Here is a 17,822-nt window from a genome sequence, read left to right as displayed (position 1 = left end):
CCCCTGCAGGAGTGGTGCACCCATGTCGTTGTCCGAGCTCAGCCGCGACGAGCTCGTCGCGCTGCACGCCGAGCAGTCCGCCGCCTACGAGGCCCTGGTGGCGCAGGGGCTGACGCTCGACCTGACGCGCGGCAAGCCGTCGTCCGCTCAGCTGGACCTGTCGAACGCGCTGCTCTCGCTGCCGGGGGAGGGCGACCACGCCGACGCCGCCGGGGTCGACGTCCGCAACTACGGCGGCCTCCAGGGGCTGACCGAGCTGCGGGAGATCTTCGCGCCGCTGCTCAACGTCCCCGTGGCGCAGCTGGTCGCCGGTGACAACGCCAGCCTGGCCGTCATGCACGACGCGATCGTCTTCTCCCTGCTCAAGGGCACCGTCGGCTCGCCGCGGCCCTGGGCCCAGGAGGAGAACGTCAGGTTCCTCTGCCCGGTGCCGGGCTACGACCGGCACTTCGCGCTCTGCGAGCAGTTCGGCATCGAGATGGTGCCGGTGCCGCTGGGGGCCGACGGCCCCGACCTCGACGCCGTCCGCGCCCTGGTCGCCGACGACCCGTCGGTCAAGGGCATCTGGGTGGTGCCGACCTACGCGAACCCGACGGGGGCGGTCTACAGCGAGGACGTCACCCGCGCGCTGCTGGCCATGCCGACCGCGGCGCCTGACTTCCGCGTCTTCTGGGACAACGCCTACGCCGTCCACCACCTGACCGACGTGGAGACCCCGGCGCTCGACGTCCTCGGCCTGGCCGCCGAGGCCGGCAACCCGGACCGCGTGTTCCTCTTCGCCTCGACCTCGAAGATCACCTTCGCGGGCGCCGGCGTCTCCTTCTTCGCCTCCTCGGCCGCCAACATCGCCTGGTACCTCGGGCACCTCGGCAAGCGGACCATCGGCCCGGACAAGGTGAACCACCTGCGGCACGCCCGGTTCCTGCGCGATGCCGACGGCGTCCGCGCCCTGATGCGGGCCCACCGCGCGATCATCGCGCCCAAGTTCGCCCTGGTCGACCAGATCCTGTCCGACCGGCTGGGCGACCTCGGCGCGGCGACCTGGACCGACCCCGACGGCGGCTACTTCATCAGCCTCGACGTCGCCGACGGCACCGCGACCCGCGTGGTCGCGCTGGCGAAGGACGCGGGCATCGCCATGACCGGCGCCGGCGCGGCCTTCCCGTACGGGCGGGACCCCCGCGACCGCAACATCCGGATCGCGCCCACCATGCCGAGCCCGGACGCCGTGGCCCAGGCCATCGAGGGCCTCGCCGTCTGCGTGCTGCTGGCGGCGGTCGAGCAGCGGCTCGCCGAGGCGTCCTAGGTCCTGCCCGCCCCCGGTCCCGGCGCCCGCGCGTGCGGGCCGCGGGGCCGGCGTCGGGTAACCTCGGACGAGCAGGTGGGGGTGCGCGAGCCCCCCGGGTCCGGTTCGACTCGGGCACGGGACGTCGCTACACTCGACCTCTTGGTGACGATCACCAGTGCCTCCGTGCGCCCTCACAGCGCCCGGAGCACGGGGGAGCGGCACCGAAGGGCAATAGCTCAACTGGCAGAGCATCGGTCTCCAAAACCGAAGGTTGGGGGTTCAAGTCCCTCTTGCCCTGCGAAGGCCAGGTCCGGGGCCGGCGCGGTCCGTGGTCGGACCGGCAGGCCGCTCAACGCGAGGGAAGGTCACACCGTGGCAGACAAGGACGAGGAGGGTACGGCCGGCGAGCCGACCTCCGATGACCGGTCCACGCCTACCTCGGGCTCGACCGGCGCGCACGCGATGCGGGCCGACGACACGGACGGCAGCGCCGACCACGAGGTCGAGGAGGGCAGTGCGCCCTCCGGCGACGAGCTCGCCGCCTCCGGCTACGACACCGCCGGCCGCTCCGACGTCGCCGACCTCGACCACACCGGCTCCGGGGACGCGCACGACGACCGCGCCGAGGACGGCGCCGAGGACCGCAGCGACGCCCTCGAGCCCGTCGCGGCCGGCGCCGTCGGCCGCGAGGCGAAGCGCGGCCGCGAGCGCCGTCCGGCCCCCCGGGCCAAGGACGCGCCGACCCCCTCGCGCGACCGGCCCGAGAAGGTGCACCGCACCACGCCCGTGGGGTTCGTCAAGGAGTCGGTCGGCGAGCTGCGCAAGGTCGTCTACCCGACGGGTCAGCAGCTCCTCAACTACTTCGTGGTCGTCCTGGTCTTCGTCCTGTTCGTGATCGCCTACGTCAGCCTGCTGGACCTCGGCATGGGCTGGGCGATCTTCCGGGTCTTCGCCTGATGACCCACACCCCCACTAGTGACGGAGATATCCACGTGTCAGACACCTTCTCAGCCGACGAGCCGCAGAAGGCCGCGGAACCGCGGGAAGGCGCTGCCGACAGCACCCCGGTGAGCGACGCGCTCCCGCGCACCTCCGACGACGACACCGCGGTCCAGGCCGCCGACTTCGACATCGACTTCGGCCAGGGCGACTACCACCGCAGCGCCGACGACGACCTCGGCATCGACCTCGACTTCGGCGCGGGCAGCAGCCCCGCCGAGGGCTCGGTGGCCGGCGAGGGCGAGGGCATCGACCTCAACTTCGGCGAGCCGGAGCCCGAGGAGGAGGACGAGGACGACGAGGAGGAGTCCGAGGCCGGCACGAACGCCCTCGAGGCCTTCCGCAGCGAGCTGCGCGCCAAGCTGGGCGACTGGTACGTCGTGCACACCTACTCCGGGATGGAGAACCGGGTGCTGCAGAACCTGGAGAACCGGGTGTCCTCGCTCAACATGGAGGACTACATCTTCGAGATCATCGTGCCGACCGAAGAGGTCACCGAGATCCGCAACGGCCAGCGCAAGCAGATCCGCCGCACCGTGCTCCCCGGCTACGTCCTGGTCCGGATGGACCTGACCGACGAGTCCTGGTCGACCGTGCGGCACACGCCCTCGGTGACCGGTTTCGTGGGCCACTCGAACTCCCCCGTGCCGCTGAGCCTGGAGGAGGTCGAGAAGATGCTGGCCCCGGCCGTCGTCGCGGCCGCCAACGCCGCCAGCGACACCCCCAGCCGCCGCAAGAAGAAGGTCGAGGTGGCCGACTTCGCGGTCGGCGACTCCGTCATGGTCGTCGACGGGCCCTTCGCCGGGGTGCACGCGACCATCACCGAGATCAACGTCAACAACCAGCGGCTGAAGGCCCTGGTCGAGATCCTGGGTCGCGAGACCCCGGTCGACCTGACCTTCCCTCAGATCCAGAAGGTCTGAGGCCGGTCGGGCCGCAGGGTCCGACCACCACCCACGCCGGGTCGCACGACCCGGCACGACCACCGCGGCGGGTGCACGCCCGCCGCACATCGAGAAGGACCCACACGCAATGCCTCCCAAGAAGAAGGTCGCGGCCCTCGTCAAGGTCGCTCTGAACGCGGGCGCCGCCACCCCGGCGCCGCCGGTCGGTACCGCCCTCGGCCCGCACGGCGTCAACATCATGGAGTTCTGCAAGGCCTACAACGCCGCGACCGAGTCGCAGCGCGGGAACGTCATCCCCGTCGAGATCACCATCTACGAGGACCGCACGTTCACCTTCATCACGAAGACCCCGCCGGCCGCGGAGCTGATCAAGAAGGCCGCGGGCGTCGCCAAGGGCTCCGGCGTCCCGCAGACCACCAAGGTCGGCAAGATCACCCGGGACCAGGTGCGCGAGATCGCCACCACCAAGCTCCCGGACCTCAACGCCAACGACGTCGACGCCGCCATGAAGATCGTCGAGGGCACCGCCCGCTCGATGGGCGTCACCGTCTCCGAGTAGTTGGACCTCGCTCCGCTCGGTCGCGGAGATCGCTCAGACCCTCCGTCGGCGTCACAACCGCGGGAACGAAAAGCGTGTTCCCGCGGTTGCTCCTTCCGACGGAGGCGCGATCTCCGTGTGCCTCTGGAGCACCGCTCCTCGAACTCGTCGAAGGGCAGCACCAGCACCACCCAACTGATCTGTGGGAGAGCCCGAGCGCGGCTCGTCACCACACCTGGAAGGAACCAGAATGAAGCGCAGCAAGGTCTACAACGCCGTCGCCGAGAAGATCGACGGCGAGAAGCTCTACGCCCCGGTCGAGGCGATGGACTTCGCCAAGGCCAACACCAAGGCCAAGTTCGACGAGACGGTCGACGTCTCCATGCGGCTGGGTGTCGACCCCCGCAAGGCCGACCAGATGGTCCGCGGCACGGTCAACCTGCCCAACGGCACCGGCAAGACGGCGCGGGTCCTCGTCTTCGCGACCGGTGACCGCGCGGCGGCGGCCGAGGCGGCCGGGGCCGACGAGGTCGGCTCCGACGAGCTGATCGAGAAGGTGGCCGGCGGCTACCTCGACTTCGACGCCGTGGTCGCGACCCCGGACCTCATGGGCAAGGTCGGCCGGCTCGGCCGCGTCCTCGGCCCGCGCGGTCTGATGCCGAACCCGAAGACCGGCACCGTGACCGTCGACGTCGCCAAGGCCGTCACCGACATCAAGGGCGGCAAGATCGAGTTCCGGGTCGACCGGCACGCGAACCTGCACTTCATCATCGGCAAGGCGTCGTTCAGCACCGAGCAGCTGGAGCAGAACTACTACGCCGCCCTCGACGAGATCCTGCGGCTCAAGCCCAGCGCCTCGAAGGGCCGCTACCTGAAGAAGATCACCCTCTCGACCACGATGGGCCCGGGTCTGCCCCTGGACCCGAACCGGACCAAGCCCGAGGCGGAGTGACCTCGCTCCCCACCTCCCGGTGACCAGCTCGACGGACGGGCCGCGCACGCTGTGCGCGGCCCGTCCGCGTCCCCGGACCCCGACGGCCCCCCAGCGGTGACCGTCGCCCCGGCCGAACTCGTCCGGGCCGGCAGCCCGCAGGGCCGCTGGGTCCTGTTCGCCACCATCGCCGGCTCGGGCCTGGCCCAGCTCGACGGCACCGTCGTCAACGTCGCGCTCGCCGCCATCGGCCGCGACTTCGACGCCGGCTTCACCGCCCTGCAGTGGGTGGTCAACGCCTACACCCTCACCCTGGCCGCGCTGATCCTGCTCGGCGGCGTGCTCGGCGACCTCTACGGCCGCCGGCGCATGTTCCTGGTCGGCGTCGTCTGGTTCGCCGTCGCCTCCGCGCTCTGCGCGCTCGCGCCCGGGGAGGAGGTGCTGGTCGCGGCCCGGGCCCTGCAGGGCGTCGGCGGCGCCCTGCTCACCCCGGGCAGCCTCGCCATCATCTCCGCCAGCTTCCGCCCCCAGGACCGCGCCCGGGCCGTCGGCGCCTGGTCCGGCCTCGGCGGCATCGCCGGCGCCGTCGGCCCCTTCCTCGGCGGCTGGCTGGTCGGCGTCGACTGGCGCTGGGTGTTCCTCATCAACCTGCCGGTGGCCGCGCTCATCGTCGTCGTCACCCTGCGGCACGTGCCCGAGAGCCGCGACGACGAGGTCGCCGCCGGCACCGGCCACGTCGACCTGCCGGGCACCCTGCTGGTCGTCGCCGCTCTCGGCGGCCTCACCTACGCCCTCACCGAGGCCGGGCGCAGCGGCTGGCACCCGGTGCTCGCCGCCGTCGCCGGCGCGGGCCTGCTGGCCGGGGTGGCCTTCGTGCTCGTCGAGCGGCGGGCCCGGCAGCCGCTGGTCCGGCTCGACATGTTCGCCGACCGCGTCTTCGCCGCCACGAACCTCGTCACCGTCTTCGTCTACGCCGCGCTGTCGGTCTACTTCTTCCTCATCGTCCTGCAGCTGCAGGTGGTCAGCGGCTGGAGCCCGCTCGCCGCCGGGACCGCCGTCCTCCCGGTGACGCTCTGCATGCTGCTGCTCTCGGCCCGCGCGGGCGCCCTGGCGCAGCGGCAGGGCCCGCGCCTGCTGATGACGGTCGGCTGCCTGCTCGCGGCCGCCGGCTTCGTCGCCGCCCTGCGGGTGGGCCCCGGGGCCGACTACCTCACCGACGTGCTGCCCTCGGTCCTGCTGCTCGGCCTGGGCCTGTCCTGCGCGGTGGCGCCGCTCACCGCCGCCGTGCTGGCCGCCGCCCCCGACCACCTGGCCGGCGCGGCGTCGGGGGTCAACAACGCGACGGCCCGCTCGGCGGGGCTGCTGGCCATCGCCGTCGTGCCCGCGGTGGCCGGTCTGGGCGGGGCCGGGGTCGACGACGCCGGTGCGCTCGAGCAGGGCTTCGTCGTCGCCATGCTGGTCGGCGCGGGGGTGCTCGTCGTCGGCGCGGTCGTCTCCTGGGCGGGCCTCGGCCGCCACGGCGCCCGGCCCCTCGCCTGAGCCGTCCGCTCAGGCCAGGCCCGCGTCGTGCACCTGGATCGCCACCTGCACCCGGTTCTCGACGCCGAGCTTGACCATCACCCGCGAGAGGTGCGCCTTCACCGTCGCGACGCTGAGGTAGAGCTCCGCCCCGATCTCGGCGTTGCTGCGCCCCGCGCCGACGGCCAGGGCGACCGCCCGCTCCCGCTCGGTCAGGCTGTCCAGCCGGGTCCGGGCCGCCGCGGTGCGGTCGGGCTGCGGGCCGCTCGCCACGGCGGCGATCAGCTGGGCCGTGACGGTGGGGGAGAGCGCCGGCTCGCCCGCGGCCACCCGGCGGACGGCGTCGACGATCCGGTCGGGCGGGGTGTCCTTGAGCAGGAACCCGCTCGCCCCGAGCCGGAGGGCGGTGAGCACGGAGTCGTCGGTGTCGAAGGTCGTCAGCACGAGCACCGCCGGCGGGGACGGGGTGCGGAGCAGCTCCTCGGTGGCCGACAGCCCGTCCCGGCGGGGCATCCGGATGTCCATCAGGACGACGTCGACGGCCAGCCGGCCCGCCAGCGCGACCGCCTCCACGCCGTCGCGGGCCTCGCCCACCACCTCGAGGTCGGGGTGCCCGCCGAGGATCATCCGCAGCCCGGCCCGGACCAGCGCGTCGTCGTCGGCCAGCAGCACGCGGACCACCCCCGGCTCCGTCACGCCGGCCACGGCAGGCTCGCCCGGACCCGGTAGCGGCCGCCGTCGGGGCCGTGGGCCAGGTCGCCGCCGGCCAGCCCGACCCGCTCGGCCAGCCCGACGAGGCCGACGCCGGCCCCGGGCACGGCGGCGGGCGGCCGGGCCGGGGAGCGGTCAGCGACGGGCACCGGGGAGCGCCGCAGCGGGTTGGTCACCTCGACCTCCAGCCGGCCGCCCGGGCCGCCGGCCAGCCGCAGCACCGCCGGACCGCCGGGCGCGTGCTTGCGGACGTTGGTCAGCGCCTCCTGGACCACGCGGTAGGCGGTCCGGCCGACGGCGTCGGGCACCGTCCCGGGCTCCCGGTGGTCGACGACCTGCACCGGGGACCCGGCCTGCCGGGTCTCGCGGACCAGGGCGGCCAGGTCGGCCAGCGTCGGCTGCGGCGGCGCCGGGGCCGGACCGGTGGTCGCCGGCGCGGGAGCCGGGTCGCGGAGCACGCCCAGGACGTCGCGCAGCTCGCCGAGGGCCAGGTGGGCGTTCTCCTGCACCACCGCCGCCGACGAGCGCAGCTCCTCGGCCCCCAGGTCGGTGCGGTACGTCATCGCCCCGGCGTGCAGCGCGACGAGGGAGATCCGGTGGGCCAGCACGTCGTGCATCTCCCGGGCGATCCGGGCGCGCTCGCCCATCCGCGCCTGCTCGACGCGGGCCGCCTGCTCCCGCTCGGCGGTCTCGGCGCGCTCCCGGTAGGACTGCACGAGGTCGCGGCGGGCGCCGATGTAGAGCCCGGCGACCAGCGCGATGCCGGTGGCCAGGGTGAGGAAGATCAGCGACGTCCACCAGGGCAGCCCCGCCGTGCCCCGGCCCGGGGCGGGCACGTACTCGTAGAGGTGCCCGGCCGCCAGCCCCACCAGCGACACCCCGACGATCGGCCGCCAGCGGCGGGTGGTCACCAGCGAGACGTAGGCCAGGGCGCCCGCCACCCCCGCCGTCGCGGAGACCGCGGTGGCCAGCGTCGTGACCCAGGCGACCAGCACCGGCCAGCGCCGGCGGTGGTGGGCCAGCACGACGCAGCCCGCCCCGACCAGCAGGTCCACCACCCCGAACCAGCCGACGACCGCGCCGTTCGTGCCGAACTGGCCCACCCAGAGCGCGAGCCCGCCCAGCGCGGCGACGGCGAGCCGCCAGCCCTCCTGGAACCGCGTCAGCGGGGGCGGGGCGGGGCGGTCGGGCACCCGCTCAGGCTAGGGCGAGGGGGGCCGTCCCACCACCGACCAACGGCTCGACCGGGTACGACCTCGGTCGGGGGTGCCCCGTCCCCACGGCCGATGCGGCGGGCCGGGTGGCGGGACCAGACTGGCGGCCATGATCACCATCGACAGGCTCAGCCGGCGGTACGGGTCGTTCACCGCCGTCGACGACATCAGCTTCGAGGTCCGCCCGGGCAGCGTGACGGGCTTCCTCGGACCCAACGGCGCGGGCAAGTCCACCGCCATGCGGATGATGGTGGGGCTGACCCCGCCCTCCAGCGGCACCGCCACCGTCCTCGGCCGGCCCTACCGCTCGCTGGTCAACCCCGGCCGCGAGGTCGGCGTGCTGCTCGACGCGGGCGCCCAGCACGGCGGCCGCACCGGCCGCGAGGTGCTCACCCTGGCCGCCGTCCTGATGGGCGTCGACCGGGGCCGGGTGGACGCGATGCTGGCCCTGGTCGGGCTGTCGCCGGCGGAGGCGCGGCGCCGCACGAAGCACTACTCCCTGGGCATGCGCCAGCGGCTGGGCATCGCCCACGCCCTGCTCGGCGATCCCCGGGTGCTGGTCCTCGACGAGCCGGCCAACGGGCTCGACCCGGCCGGCATCCACTGGATGCGCGGCCTGCTGCGCGACTTCGCCGCCCGCGGCGGCACGGTCCTGCTCTCCTCGCACCTGCTGCACGAGGTCGAGGTGGTGGCCGACGAGCTGGTCCTGATCGGCCGCGGCCGGATCGTCGCCCAGGGCACCAAGGCCGAGCTGCTCGCCGGCACCGGCACCGTCGTCGGGGCCGCCGACCTCGCGACCCTGGCCGAGGCGCTCGAGGCCGCGGGCGTCACCGTCACCCGGGGCGGGGACCGCACCCTGGTCGCCTCCGCCCCACCGGAGCAGGTCGGGAGGCTGGCCGCGGCCGAGGGGCTGGCCCTCACCGAGCTGCGGTCCGGCGACGGCGGGCTGGAGCAGATGTTCCTCGAGCTCACCGCTGACGACGCGCGGGAGCAGGTGCGGGCATGACCACCACCGCGACCCCGACGACGCCCCGTCCGCCCGCCCCCGGCGAGGCACCCGCCCGCCGGACCGCCCCCACGGGCGTGCCCTTCCACCGGCTGCTCGCCGTCGAGACCCGCAAGATCGTCGACACCCGCGCCGGGCGCGGGCTGCTGCTGGTCATCGCCCTCGTCACCGCCGCGACGATCGCCGTGGTGCTGCTCACCGCCGAGCCCGAGGAGCTCACCTGGAGCACCCTGGCGCTGGCCACCGCGCTGCCGCAGGCCTTCCTGCTGCCGGTCCTCGGCATCCTCACCGCCACCGCGGAGTGGACCCACCGGACCGGTCTGGTCACCTTCACCCTGGAGCCGCGCCGGCTGCGGGTCGGGGTGGCCAAGCTGCTGGCCGCCACCCTCGTGGGCCTGCTGGCCGTCGTCGTCGCCCTGGCCGTGGGGGCGCTGGCCAACGTCGCCGGCATGCTCTGGCTGGACGGCGACGGCTCCTGGTCCCTCGACGCCGGGCAGGTCGGCGGCGCCGCGCTGCTCCAGGTCATCGGGGTGGCCCAGGGCGTGGGCTTCGGCGCCGCCATCGGCACCAGCGCCCCCGCGATCGTCGCCTTCCTCGTGCTGCCCACGCTGTGGACCGTGCTGGGCGCGATGATCTCGTGGCTGGAGACCCCGGCCCGCTGGCTGGACCTGGCCATGACCAGCGAGCCGCTGCTGGCGGGCAGCCTCGCCGCCGGCGACTGGGCCCGGCTGGCCACCTCGGTGGGCCTGTGGGTGCTGCTGCCGCTGGCCGTCGGCACCCACCGGCTGCTGCACCGCGAGGTCAGCTGAGCCGGTTCCTGGCCCCGTCCTGCGCGCCCGCGACGGCGCGCAGGGCGTCGCCCGTGAGCCGGTGCACGGTCCAGCCGTCCATGGCCACGGCCCCGAGCGCGCGGTAGAACCCGAGCGCCGGGGCGTTCCAGTCCAGCACCGACCACTCGACCCGCGCCCAGCCGCGGGCGAGCGCGGTCTCGGCCAGGGCCGCCAGCAGGGCGCGGCCGAGGCCCCGGCCGCGGTGGGCGGGCTCGACGTAGAGGTCCTCGAGGTAGACCCCGTGCACGCCCTCCCAGGTGGAGAAGCTGAGGAACCACAGGGCGAAGCCGACGACGACGCCGTCCACCTCCGCGACCAGCGCGTGCACGGCCGGGGACGGCCCGAACAGGGCTCTGCGGAGCTGCTCGGGCGTCGCCCGGACCTGGTCGGCGGCGCGCTCGTAGGTGGCGAGGTCGACCACCAGCTGGTGGATCCGGTCGACGTCGTCGGACCGGGCGGGACGGAGGGCGGGGTGCACCGGTCCACCCCACCACGACGGCACCCGGCCGGCGCCGGGGGACCCGGTGGCAGGATCGGACGCCGGACCAGGGAGAGGCGACGGCGATGGAGCAGGAGCACGACACGGTGGTGACGGTGGCCGCGGGCCGGCTGCAGGGGGTCGAGCGGGACGGGGTCACCTCCTGGCTCGGGGTGCCCTACGCCGCGCCGCCGCTGGGGCCGCGGCGCTTCCGCGCACCGGCCCCCGTCGAGCGCTGGGACGGCGTCCGGCCGGCGGTGCGGCCGGCGGGCGCCGCGCTGCAGGCCCCGGGCCTCGGCGGCGGGAAGGGGCTGGGCCCGTCCGTCGGCGAGGACTGCCTCTACGTCAACGTGCACGCCCCGGCCGGGGCGCCGCACGACGGGCGGCCGCGCCCGGTGCTGGTGTGGCTGCACGGCGGCGCCTTCACCGGCGGCAGCGGCGCCCTCTACCGCGGGGCGCCGCTCGCGGCGCAGGGCGACCTCGTCGTCGTCACGGTCAACTACCGGCTGGGGGTCTTCGGCTTCGTCGACCTGGCCTCCGCCGTCGACGCCGACGTGCCGAGCGTGCTCGGCCTCCGCGACCAGGTCGCCGCGCTGCGCTGGGTGCAGGAGAACGTCGGCGCCTTCGGCGGGGACCCCGGGCAGGTCGTCGTCGCGGGGGAGTCCGCCGGCTCCATCTCGGTGGCCCTGCTGATGACGGCCCCGTCGACGGCGGGGCTGTTCCGGGGCGCGGTGATGCAGAGCGGCTCGCACAGCCTCATCCACGGCGACGAGGCCCGTCAGGAGGTGGCCCGGGCCTACGCCCGCCGCCTCGGCCTCGGCCGCGGCGACGGGGACCGGCTCTGGCAGCTCACGCCGCAGGAGCTCCTCGCCGCGCAGCAGGCCGTCGACGCGGAGTTCCCCGGGACCCTGCCCGCGGCGCCCTGGTTCGACGGCGACCTGGTGCCCGGCTCGCTGGAGGAGGCGCGGCGGTCGACCCGGCCGGAGGTGGCGCTGCTGGCCGGTCACAACCGGGACGAGATCTCGTTCTTCCAGACCTCGCGCCACGACATCCTGCCCACCACCCGGCCGGCCCTGGTGGCCCGGCTGCAGGCCGCCCTCGGCTGGGAGGAGGCGCAGCGGCTGCTGGCGCACTACCCGGACTCGGCGGCCGGCACCCGCGCCCTCGGCACCGACCTCACCTTCGCCGGGCCCACCCGGCACTTCGCCGAGCGGCACGCCGGCGCGGGCGGGGCGACCTGGTCCTACCGCTTCGACGCCGCCGTGCCCCTGCTGGGGGCGACGCACGCGGCGGACCTGCCCTACCTGTGGGACTGGGGCGGGCTGCCCGGGCTGGTGCTGCGCGGCCGGCGGACGCCGCAGCGGCAGGCGCTGGCGGGGCGGATGCGGCAGCGCTGGCTGGCCTTCGCCCGGCACCTCGACCCGGGGCCGGACTGGCCCGCCCTCACCCTGCCGGAGCGGCGCACCCTGGTGCTGGACCCGGCGGGCGACCACGTCGAGGACGACCCCGGCGCCGAGCGCCGCCGGGCCTGGGCCGGCCGTGACGTCATGCCCCGCCCCTGAGGTCCGCGGACGCACGACGTCCGCAGACCCCGGGTGGACCGGGAGCTGCGGACGTCGGCGGTGCTGCGCGGGGTGGGTCAGCCCGGGCGGCGGGCGCCCTGGTAGGGCATGTACTTCATCTTGATGGTCCCGACCGGCTTGCCGGGTCGCGAGGCGTGCACGACGTTGCCGTTGCCCGCGTAGATCCCGACGTGGGTGATGCCGGAGTAGAAGAACACCAGGTCACCGGGCTTGAGGTCGGACTTGGCGACCTTCTTGCCGGAGCGGAACTGGGCCTGCGAGGTGCGCGGGATCTTCACCCCGGCCGCCTTCCAGGCGCCGCCGGTGAGGCCGGAGCAGTCCCAGCTGCTCGGGCCGGTGGCCCCGTAGCGGTAGGAGTCGCCGATCTGCTTCTTGGCGAAGGCGAGCGCCTTGGCCCCCTTGCTCGACGAGCTGGAGGAGCTGGAGGACGGCTTCTTCTTCGGCGCGGGGACCGCGGAGACCCGACCGTGCTGCAGGGCCGACCACAGCGCGTTCGTGGTCTTGCCGGACTGCTTGAGCCCGCGCTTCTTCTGCGCCGACTTCACCGCGGCGGCGGTGTTCGCGCCGAAGGTGGAGGTCAGGGTGACCTTGGTGTAGCCGAGTGCACGCAGGGAGCGCTGCAGCCGGAGGACGTCGGCACCCTTGTCGCCGCGCTCGAGCAGCGGCCGCGAGCCCTGGGAGAGCAGCGCGCTCCAGGGGCGGGGGCCGGCGACCTTGAGCGGGCTGAGGCCCACGGACTTGCGGAACTTCGCGAGCTTGGCGGCGTCGTGCACCGAGAAGCTGCCGTTGACGGTGGTGCTGTAGCCGGCGTCGCGCAGGAGGCACTCCAGGGCCTTCGTCTGCGCGCCCTTGCTGCCCTTGCTGATGGTCTGGTACTTCGTGAACGAGGCGCTGCAGGTCGCGGCGGCGCTGGCGGGGAGCTCGGCGGTCGCGGTGACGGAGACGGCCAGGGCCAGTCCGGTCGCCAGCGACGCTGCTCTCTTCAGGATCTTGCCCATGGGGTGGGTCTCCCTCGAGTCGACGGGCCGGCCCTCGGTGGTTCGACAACGGTGTCGACGCGGACTGGCGGGCACACGTTATCCAAACGAGACCAATTCGCCAAAACTCTGAGGATCCCTCAGGGCGCGGCGGGTTGACGGGCTACCGTCTGCGGGTCGTTCTCAGGGTGGTCGAGCTCCTTCTCAGGCCCGAGGGCGGTCCGGTCCCGATTTGGTCTGCGTCGCCGCCGGGGGCTACGCTGGCGGACGCCGAAGACCGCTGGTCGGCTGATCCCCCCGGGGTGAGGCCCGAAGACGTCGTGCTCGTCACGGATGGCCCGCGCAGGTTGATCGAGGATCGTCGCCGAGCTGTCAGCCCCGGTGCCCCCGTCCAGGGGAGCCCGGGTCCGTCACCTCGGCACCGCCCCACGACGCCTGCGCGTCGGGGGCTTTTTTCGTCCCCGGTCCGCCCCGCACGTCGGGCCAGCCCTTCGGAAGCGCTGCAGAAGCAGCACGGAACGAAGTGGAGGAGACTATGGCGAGGCCGGACAAGGCAGCTGCGGTCGCCGAGCTGAAGGACAAGTTCTCCAGCTCCTCGGCGGTCGTCCTGACCGAGTACCGCGGTCTCACCGTGAAGGCGTTGAAGGACCTGCGCCGCTCGCTCGGTGAGAACGCCACCTACGCCGTGTCGAAGAACACCCTGACCACGATCGCCGCCCGCGAGGCGGGTGTCGAGGGTCTCGACGAGCACCTCGTCGGACCCACGGCGATCACCTTCGTGGACGGCGACCCCGTCGTCGTCGCGAAGGGTCTGCGTGACTTCGCACGGACCAACCCGCTCCTGGTCATCAAGGGCGGAGTTCTGGACGGCAAGTTCCTGAGCTCCGACGAGGTGCGCACGCTCGCCGACCTGGAGTCCCGCGAGGTCCTCCTCGCGAAGGTCGCCGGCGGCATGCAGGGTGTCCTGCAGCAGGCCATCTCGCTGGTGTCCGCCCCGCTGTCCCAGGTCGCGCGGCTCGCCGCCGCCCTGGAGCAGGCGGCCCAGGAGGACCCCTCGATCATCGGCGGCGCCGGCACCCCGGCCGCCACCGAGCAGGAGTCGAGCACGGAAGACCCGACCGAGGCGGCACCTGCCGCCGAGGCCAGCTCTGAGGCAGCACCCGCTGCGGAGGGCACCGAGGCGGCTGCTGCTGCCCCGGACACCAACACCGTCGCGGCTGACGCTGCGGAAGAAAACTAAGGAAGGACGCCCATCATGGCGAAGCTCAGCACTGCAGAGCTCCTTGACGCCTTCAAGGAGCTGACCCTGATCGAGCTCTCCGAGTTCGTCAAGGAGTTCGAGACCACCTTCGGCGTCACCGCTGCCGCTCCCGTGGCCGCGGCCGCCCCGGCCGGTGCCGGCGGCGGCGCCGCTGTCGAGGAGGAGGAGGCCTCGGACGAGGTCGACGTCATCCTCGAGGCGGCCGGCGACAAGAAGATCCAGGTCATCAAGGAGGTGCGCACCCTCACCAGCCTCGGTCTCAAGGAGGCCAAGGACCTGGTCGAGGCCGCCCCCAAGGCCGTCCTGGAGAAGGTCACCAAGGAGCAGGCCGAGAAGGCCAAGGAGGCCCTCGAGGGCGCCGGGGCCAAGGTCACCCTCAAGTGATCTCCCGGGTCGCCTAGGCGACCCACCTGCACCACGCACGACGAAGCCCCGACCTCCACGAGGTCGGGGCTTCGTCGTCCCTGCAGTTCGGGCTCGGCCCCGGCGAGGGGTCCCGGCGACCGCTCAGCCGCGGGGGCGGAGCCGCAGCTCCTGCATCCCGCCGTCGACGGCGATCGAGGTGCCGGTCGTCGAGCGCGAGCGGGGGCTGGCCAGGTAGGCCACGGCGTCGGCGACCTCCTCGGCCGAGACCAGCCGGCCGTGCGGCTGCCGGGCCTCCAGCGCCGTCCGCTCCGCCGCCGGGTCCTCGGCGGCGTCCAGCAGCCGCTGCACCCAGGGGGTGTCCGCGGTCCCGGGGTTCACGCAGTTCACCCGGATGCCCTCCCGCACGTGGTCGGCCGCCATCGCCCGGGTCAGGGCCAGCACCGCGCCCTTCGACGCGCTGTAGAGGGCGCGCTGCGGCAGGCCGGCCGTCGCCGCGATGGACGACGTGTTCACGACCGCCGGGGCGGTCGAGGCCCGCAGGTGGGGGAGCGCGGCCCGCGTCACCCGGACCATGCCGACGACGTTGACGTCCAGCACGCGGTGCCACTCGTCGTCGTCGTTGTCGGCGACGGTGCCGGCGGCACCGATGCCGGCGTTGTTGACCACGACGTCCAGCCCGCCCAGCTCCTCGACGACCCGGTCGACGGCGGCCCGCACCGACGCGTCGTCGCCGACGTCGCAGGCGACGCCCAGCTGGCCCTCCGCGGCGGCGCCGGGGTTGAGGTCGAGCACCGCCACCCGCGCGCCGTCGGCCTGCAGCCGGGCGGCGACCGCCGCGCCGATGCCGGACGCGCCCCCGGTGACCAGGGCGACGAGGCCCTCGAGCTCGCCGCTCACCGGCCCTCCTCCAGCGGGGCCCACGGGGTGAAGACGTGCCGCTGGCGGCCCAGCCCCTCGATCTCCACCTCGACCACGTCGCCCTCCCTCAGGTAGGGGAACCGGCCCGAGAGCGCGACGCCCTCCGGGGTGCCCGTCAGGACGAGGTCGCCGGGCTCCAGCACCATGTACTGGCTCAGCTGGTAGACGATCTCCTCGACGCCGAAGATCAGGTCGGCGGTGGTCGAGTCCTGCCGCGGCTCGCCGTTCACCCAGCTGCGCAGCCGCAGGCCGGTGTGGTCCACCTCGTCGGGGGTGACCAGCCACGGGCCCGTCGGGGAGAACCCGCGGCAGGCCTTGCCCTTGCTCCACTGCCCGCCGGAGACCTCCAGCTGGAAGGCCCGCTCGGACAGGTCGTCGCAGATGGTGAAGCCGGCGACGTGGTCCAGGCTCTGCGCGGGGGAGTCGAGGTAGGCGGTCCGGCGCCCGATGACCAGGGCCAGCTCCACCTCCCAGTCGGTCTTCTCGCTGCCGCGCGGGATCTGCACCGGGTCGTCGGGCCCGCCGACGGTGTTCGGGGTCTTGAGGAACAGCACCGGCTGCTCGGGCGGGGTGGCCCCGGACTCGGCGGCGTGGGCGGCGTAGTTCATCCCGATGCAGACGACGGCGCTGGGGCGCGCGACCGGCGCCCCGACCCGTACGCCCTCGGCGGGGAACAGCGGCAGCTCGTCGGCGGCCAGCGCGTCCCGGACCCGGTCCAGGCCGCCGCTGGCGAAGAACTCGCCGGTCAGGTCGTACACGACGCCGCTGAGGTCGTAGGTGCCGTGGTCGGTGACCACGACGGGGGTCTCCTGGCCCTCGGGGCCCAGTCGAGCCAGCTTCATCGGGGCTCCTCTCGTTCGGTGGGGGTGGGTCAGGCCACGCTAGGCCGTCCGGCCCAGTAGCTCCCGCCCGGATAGGCGTAGACGTCCAGCGACGCCTCGTGCATCTGCGCGCTGTAGCCCGGTGCGGTGGGCAGCACGTAGGCCGCGCCCTCGACGACGCACGGGTCGACGAAGTGCTCGTGCAGGTGGTCGACGTACTCCGCGACCCGGCCCTCGGTGCTGCCGGAGACGACGAGGAAGTCGATGACCGACAGGTGCTGGACCAGCTCGCAGAGCCCGACCCCGCCGGCGTGCGGGCAGACCGGGATGCCGAACTTCGCCGCCATCAGCATCACGGGGAGGATCTCGTTGAGGCTGCCGAGGCGGCAGGAGTCCAGCTGGCAGAAGTCGATGGCCTCCGCCTGGAACAGCTGCTTGAACAGCACCCGGTTCATCCCGTGCTCCCCGGTGGCCACGCCGACCGGCGCCACGGCCGCCCGGATCGTCGCGTGCCCCAGCACGTCGTCGGGGCTGGTCGGCTCCTCGATCCACAGCGGGTCGAAGTGGCTGAGCGCGCGCGTCCACTCGATCGCCGTGCCGACGTCCCACACCTGGTTGGCGTCGACCATCAGGTGCCGGTCGGGCCCGATGACGTCGCGGGCGATCGCGCAGCGGCGCAGGTCGTCCTCCAGCGAGGCCCCGACCTTGAGCTTGAGGTAGCGGTAGCCCTCGTCGACGGCCTCCTGGCAGAGCCGGCGGAGCTTCTCGTCGGAGTAGCCCAGCCAGCCGGCGGAGGTGGTGTAGCAGGGGTAGCCCGACGCCTCGAGGACGGCGACCCGGTCCTCCAGGGTCGGCCGCAGCGCGGTGAGCGCGGCAACGGCCTCCTCCCGCAGCAGGACGTCGGAGAGGTAGCTGAGGTCCATGGTGTCGACGAGCGCCTCGGGCTCGAGGTCGGCGACGAAGCGCCACAGCGGCTTGCCGGCCCGGCGGGCGGCGAGGTCCCAGACGGCGTTCATCACCGCGGCCAGGGCCAGGTGCACGACGCCCTTCTCCGGGCCCAGCCAGCGCAGCTGGGAGTCCGACTGCAATAGCCGGTAGGTGCCGCCGAGGTCGGCGACCACCGCGTCGACGTCGAGCCCGACCAGCGGCTCGCCGCGCTGCTGCGCCGCCAGGGCGACGAGGTCGTTGCCGCGGCCGATGGTGAAGGTGAGGCCGTAGCCCTCCACCCCGTCGGCGTCGGTGCGCAGCACCACGTAGGCGGCGGAGTAGTCGCCGTCCTTGTTCATGGCGTCGGACCCGTCCGCGGTCAGCGAGGTGGGGAACCGGACGTCCACGACGTCGACGGCGGTGATGAGCGGCACGGCAGGTCTCCTGGCGGGTCGGCGGGGTCTCGACCCTAGGGCCTGCGCTCCGGGCGGGACGGCGGCGGACCACCCCTAGGATCGCGCCGTGGCGCCGTCCGGCCCGCGGGGGGACCG

Annotated in this window: 18 protein-coding genes and 1 tRNA gene; 12 read left to right on the top strand and 7 right to left on the bottom strand. The window is 74.1% G+C overall.

Annotation, left to right across the window (positions count from 1 at the left end; translation table 11 throughout):
• Window positions 1-22: 22 nt before the first annotated feature.
• The 7 genes from JOF54_RS07715 to JOF54_RS07685 all read left to right on the top strand — a co-directional run bounded on the left by JOF54_RS07715 (window position 23) and on the right by JOF54_RS07685 (window position 6,200).
• Window positions 23-1,306, top strand: a complete 1,284-nt coding sequence (locus JOF54_RS07715; protein WP_210054465.1) for an aspartate aminotransferase type Ic — start codon at window positions 23-25, stop codon at window positions 1,304-1,306.
• A 207-nt stretch (window positions 1,307-1,513) separates the two neighbouring features.
• Window positions 1,514-1,586 (top strand) — tRNA-Trp (locus JOF54_RS07710).
• A gap of 74 nt (window positions 1,587-1,660) precedes the next feature.
• A complete protein-coding gene (gene secE, locus JOF54_RS07705) occupies window positions 1,661-2,245 on the top strand; it encodes a preprotein translocase subunit SecE (RefSeq protein WP_210054462.1) in 585 nt (194 codons plus the stop codon).
• Window positions 2,246-2,355: 110 nt separating this feature from the next.
• Window positions 2,356-3,210, top strand: coding sequence for a transcription termination/antitermination protein NusG (gene nusG, locus JOF54_RS07700; protein WP_307803945.1), 855 nt, complete (start codon window positions 2,356-2,358; stop codon window positions 3,208-3,210).
• A gap of 109 nt (window positions 3,211-3,319) precedes the next feature.
• On the top strand, window positions 3,320-3,751 hold the full coding sequence (rplK, locus tag JOF54_RS07695; RefSeq protein WP_210054458.1) for a 50S ribosomal protein L11: 432 nt from the start codon (window positions 3,320-3,322) through the stop codon (window positions 3,749-3,751).
• A gap of 229 nt (window positions 3,752-3,980) precedes the next feature.
• Window positions 3,981-4,682: a 50S ribosomal protein L1 gene (gene rplA, locus JOF54_RS07690; RefSeq protein ID WP_210054456.1), complete on the top strand. Its 702-nt coding sequence runs from the start codon at window positions 3,981-3,983 to the stop codon at window positions 4,680-4,682.
• A gap of 96 nt (window positions 4,683-4,778) precedes the next feature.
• Complete coding sequence (locus JOF54_RS07685; protein ID WP_210054454.1) at window positions 4,779-6,200, top strand: MFS transporter; 1,422 nt, start codon at window positions 4,779-4,781, stop codon at window positions 6,198-6,200.
• A gap of 9 nt (window positions 6,201-6,209) precedes the next feature.
• Here JOF54_RS07685 and JOF54_RS07680 read toward each other — a convergent pair whose 3' ends face one another.
• Complete coding sequence (locus JOF54_RS07680) at window positions 6,210-6,884, bottom strand: response regulator transcription factor (protein WP_307803944.1); 675 nt, start codon at window positions 6,882-6,884, stop codon at window positions 6,210-6,212.
• Entirely contained in the window at window positions 6,872-8,083 is a 1,212-nt protein-coding gene (locus JOF54_RS21840; RefSeq protein ID WP_210054452.1) for a sensor histidine kinase, read from the bottom strand. The genes JOF54_RS07680 and JOF54_RS21840 overlap by 13 nt, the downstream gene beginning before the upstream one ends.
• A 130-nt stretch (window positions 8,084-8,213) precedes the next feature.
• On the opposite strand from JOF54_RS21840, the gene JOF54_RS07670 reads away from it, so the two are divergent.
• Entirely contained in the window at window positions 8,214-9,110 is an 897-nt protein-coding gene (locus tag JOF54_RS07670; RefSeq protein WP_210054450.1) for an ABC transporter ATP-binding protein, read from the top strand.
• Window positions 9,107-9,919, top strand: coding sequence for an ABC transporter permease (locus JOF54_RS07665; RefSeq protein ID WP_210054448.1), 813 nt, complete (start codon window positions 9,107-9,109; stop codon window positions 9,917-9,919). The genes JOF54_RS07670 and JOF54_RS07665 overlap by 4 nt, the downstream gene beginning before the upstream one ends.
• On the opposite strand, the gene JOF54_RS07660 is transcribed toward JOF54_RS07665, so the two are convergent.
• On the bottom strand, window positions 9,912-10,418 hold the full coding sequence (locus JOF54_RS07660; RefSeq protein WP_210054446.1) for a GNAT family N-acetyltransferase: 507 nt from the start codon (window positions 10,416-10,418) through the stop codon (window positions 9,912-9,914). The genes JOF54_RS07665 and JOF54_RS07660 overlap by 8 nt on opposite strands.
• 86 nt (window positions 10,419-10,504) lie before the next feature.
• Between JOF54_RS07660 and JOF54_RS07655 the strand changes: the two genes are divergently transcribed.
• Window positions 10,505-11,980: a carboxylesterase/lipase family protein gene (locus JOF54_RS07655; protein WP_210054443.1), complete on the top strand. Its 1,476-nt coding sequence runs from the start codon at window positions 10,505-10,507 to the stop codon at window positions 11,978-11,980.
• A gap of 77 nt (window positions 11,981-12,057) precedes the next feature.
• Here JOF54_RS07655 and JOF54_RS20835 read toward each other — a convergent pair whose 3' ends face one another.
• Window positions 12,058-12,999, bottom strand: a complete 942-nt coding sequence (locus tag JOF54_RS20835; RefSeq protein ID WP_245358010.1) for a C40 family peptidase — start codon at window positions 12,997-12,999, stop codon at window positions 12,058-12,060.
• Window positions 13,000-13,513: 514 nt separating this feature from the next.
• Between JOF54_RS20835 and rplJ the strand changes: the two genes are divergently transcribed.
• Entirely contained in the window at window positions 13,514-14,218 is a 705-nt protein-coding gene (gene rplJ, locus JOF54_RS07645; protein WP_210054441.1) for a 50S ribosomal protein L10, read from the top strand.
• Window positions 14,219-14,233: 15 nt separating this feature from the next.
• Entirely contained in the window at window positions 14,234-14,623 is a 390-nt protein-coding gene (gene rplL / locus JOF54_RS07640; RefSeq protein ID WP_210054440.1) for a 50S ribosomal protein L7/L12, read from the top strand.
• Window positions 14,624-14,746: 123 nt separating this feature from the next.
• On the opposite strand, the gene JOF54_RS07635 is transcribed toward rplL, so the two are convergent.
• From JOF54_RS07635 to JOF54_RS07625, 3 genes are read right to left on the bottom strand one after another with little or no spacing between them, the layout of a single operon-like run.
• Window positions 14,747-15,502, bottom strand: a complete 756-nt coding sequence (locus JOF54_RS07635; RefSeq protein WP_210054438.1) for an SDR family NAD(P)-dependent oxidoreductase — start codon at window positions 15,500-15,502, stop codon at window positions 14,747-14,749.
• On the bottom strand, window positions 15,499-16,365 hold the full coding sequence (locus tag JOF54_RS07630) for a fumarylacetoacetate hydrolase family protein (protein WP_210054436.1): 867 nt from the start codon (window positions 16,363-16,365) through the stop codon (window positions 15,499-15,501). The genes JOF54_RS07635 and JOF54_RS07630 overlap by 4 nt, the downstream gene beginning before the upstream one ends.
• 29 nt (window positions 16,366-16,394) lie before the next feature.
• Window positions 16,395-17,705 carry an L-fuconate dehydratase gene (locus tag JOF54_RS07625; RefSeq protein WP_307803943.1) on the bottom strand — a complete coding sequence of 437 codons (1,311 nt, stop codon included), beginning with the start codon at window positions 17,703-17,705 and terminating at the stop codon, window positions 16,395-16,397.
• Window positions 17,706-17,822 lie beyond the last annotated feature (117 nt).

The organism is Microlunatus capsulatus, assembly GCF_017876495.1.
In the GTDB taxonomy this organism is placed as follows: Bacteria; Actinomycetota; Actinomycetes; order Propionibacteriales; family Propionibacteriaceae; genus Microlunatus; species Microlunatus capsulatus.
This window is presented reverse-complemented; position numbering and strand designations above follow the sequence as displayed.

Bases quoted from the DNA above. Each gene is read 5' to 3' on its own strand.
- JOF54_RS07715 (WP_210054465.1), top strand. From the start codon at position 23: ATGTCGTTGTCCGAGCTCAGCCGCGACGAGCTCGTCGCGCTGCACGCC.
- rplK (WP_210054458.1), top strand. From the start codon at position 3,320: ATGCCTCCCAAGAAGAAGGTCGCGGCCCTCGTCAAGGTCGCTCTGAAC.
- rplA (WP_210054456.1), top strand. From the start codon at position 3,981: ATGAAGCGCAGCAAGGTCTACAACGCCGTCGCCGAGAAGATCGACGGC.
- JOF54_RS07670 (WP_210054450.1), top strand. From the start codon at position 8,214: ATGATCACCATCGACAGGCTCAGCCGGCGGTACGGGTCGTTCACCGCC.
- JOF54_RS07665 (WP_210054448.1), top strand. From the start codon at position 9,107: ATGACCACCACCGCGACCCCGACGACGCCCCGTCCGCCCGCCCCCGGC.
- JOF54_RS07655 (WP_210054443.1), top strand. From the start codon at position 10,505: ATGGAGCAGGAGCACGACACGGTGGTGACGGTGGCCGCGGGCCGGCTG.
- JOF54_RS20835 (WP_245358010.1), bottom strand. From the start codon at position 12,999: ATGGGCAAGATCCTGAAGAGAGCAGCGTCGCTGGCGACCGGACTGGCC.
- rplJ (WP_210054441.1), top strand. From the start codon at position 13,514: ATGGCGAGGCCGGACAAGGCAGCTGCGGTCGCCGAGCTGAAGGACAAG.
- rplL (WP_210054440.1), top strand. From the start codon at position 14,234: ATGGCGAAGCTCAGCACTGCAGAGCTCCTTGACGCCTTCAAGGAGCTG.
- JOF54_RS07630 (WP_210054436.1), bottom strand. From the start codon at position 16,365: ATGAAGCTGGCTCGACTGGGCCCCGAGGGCCAGGAGACCCCCGTCGTG.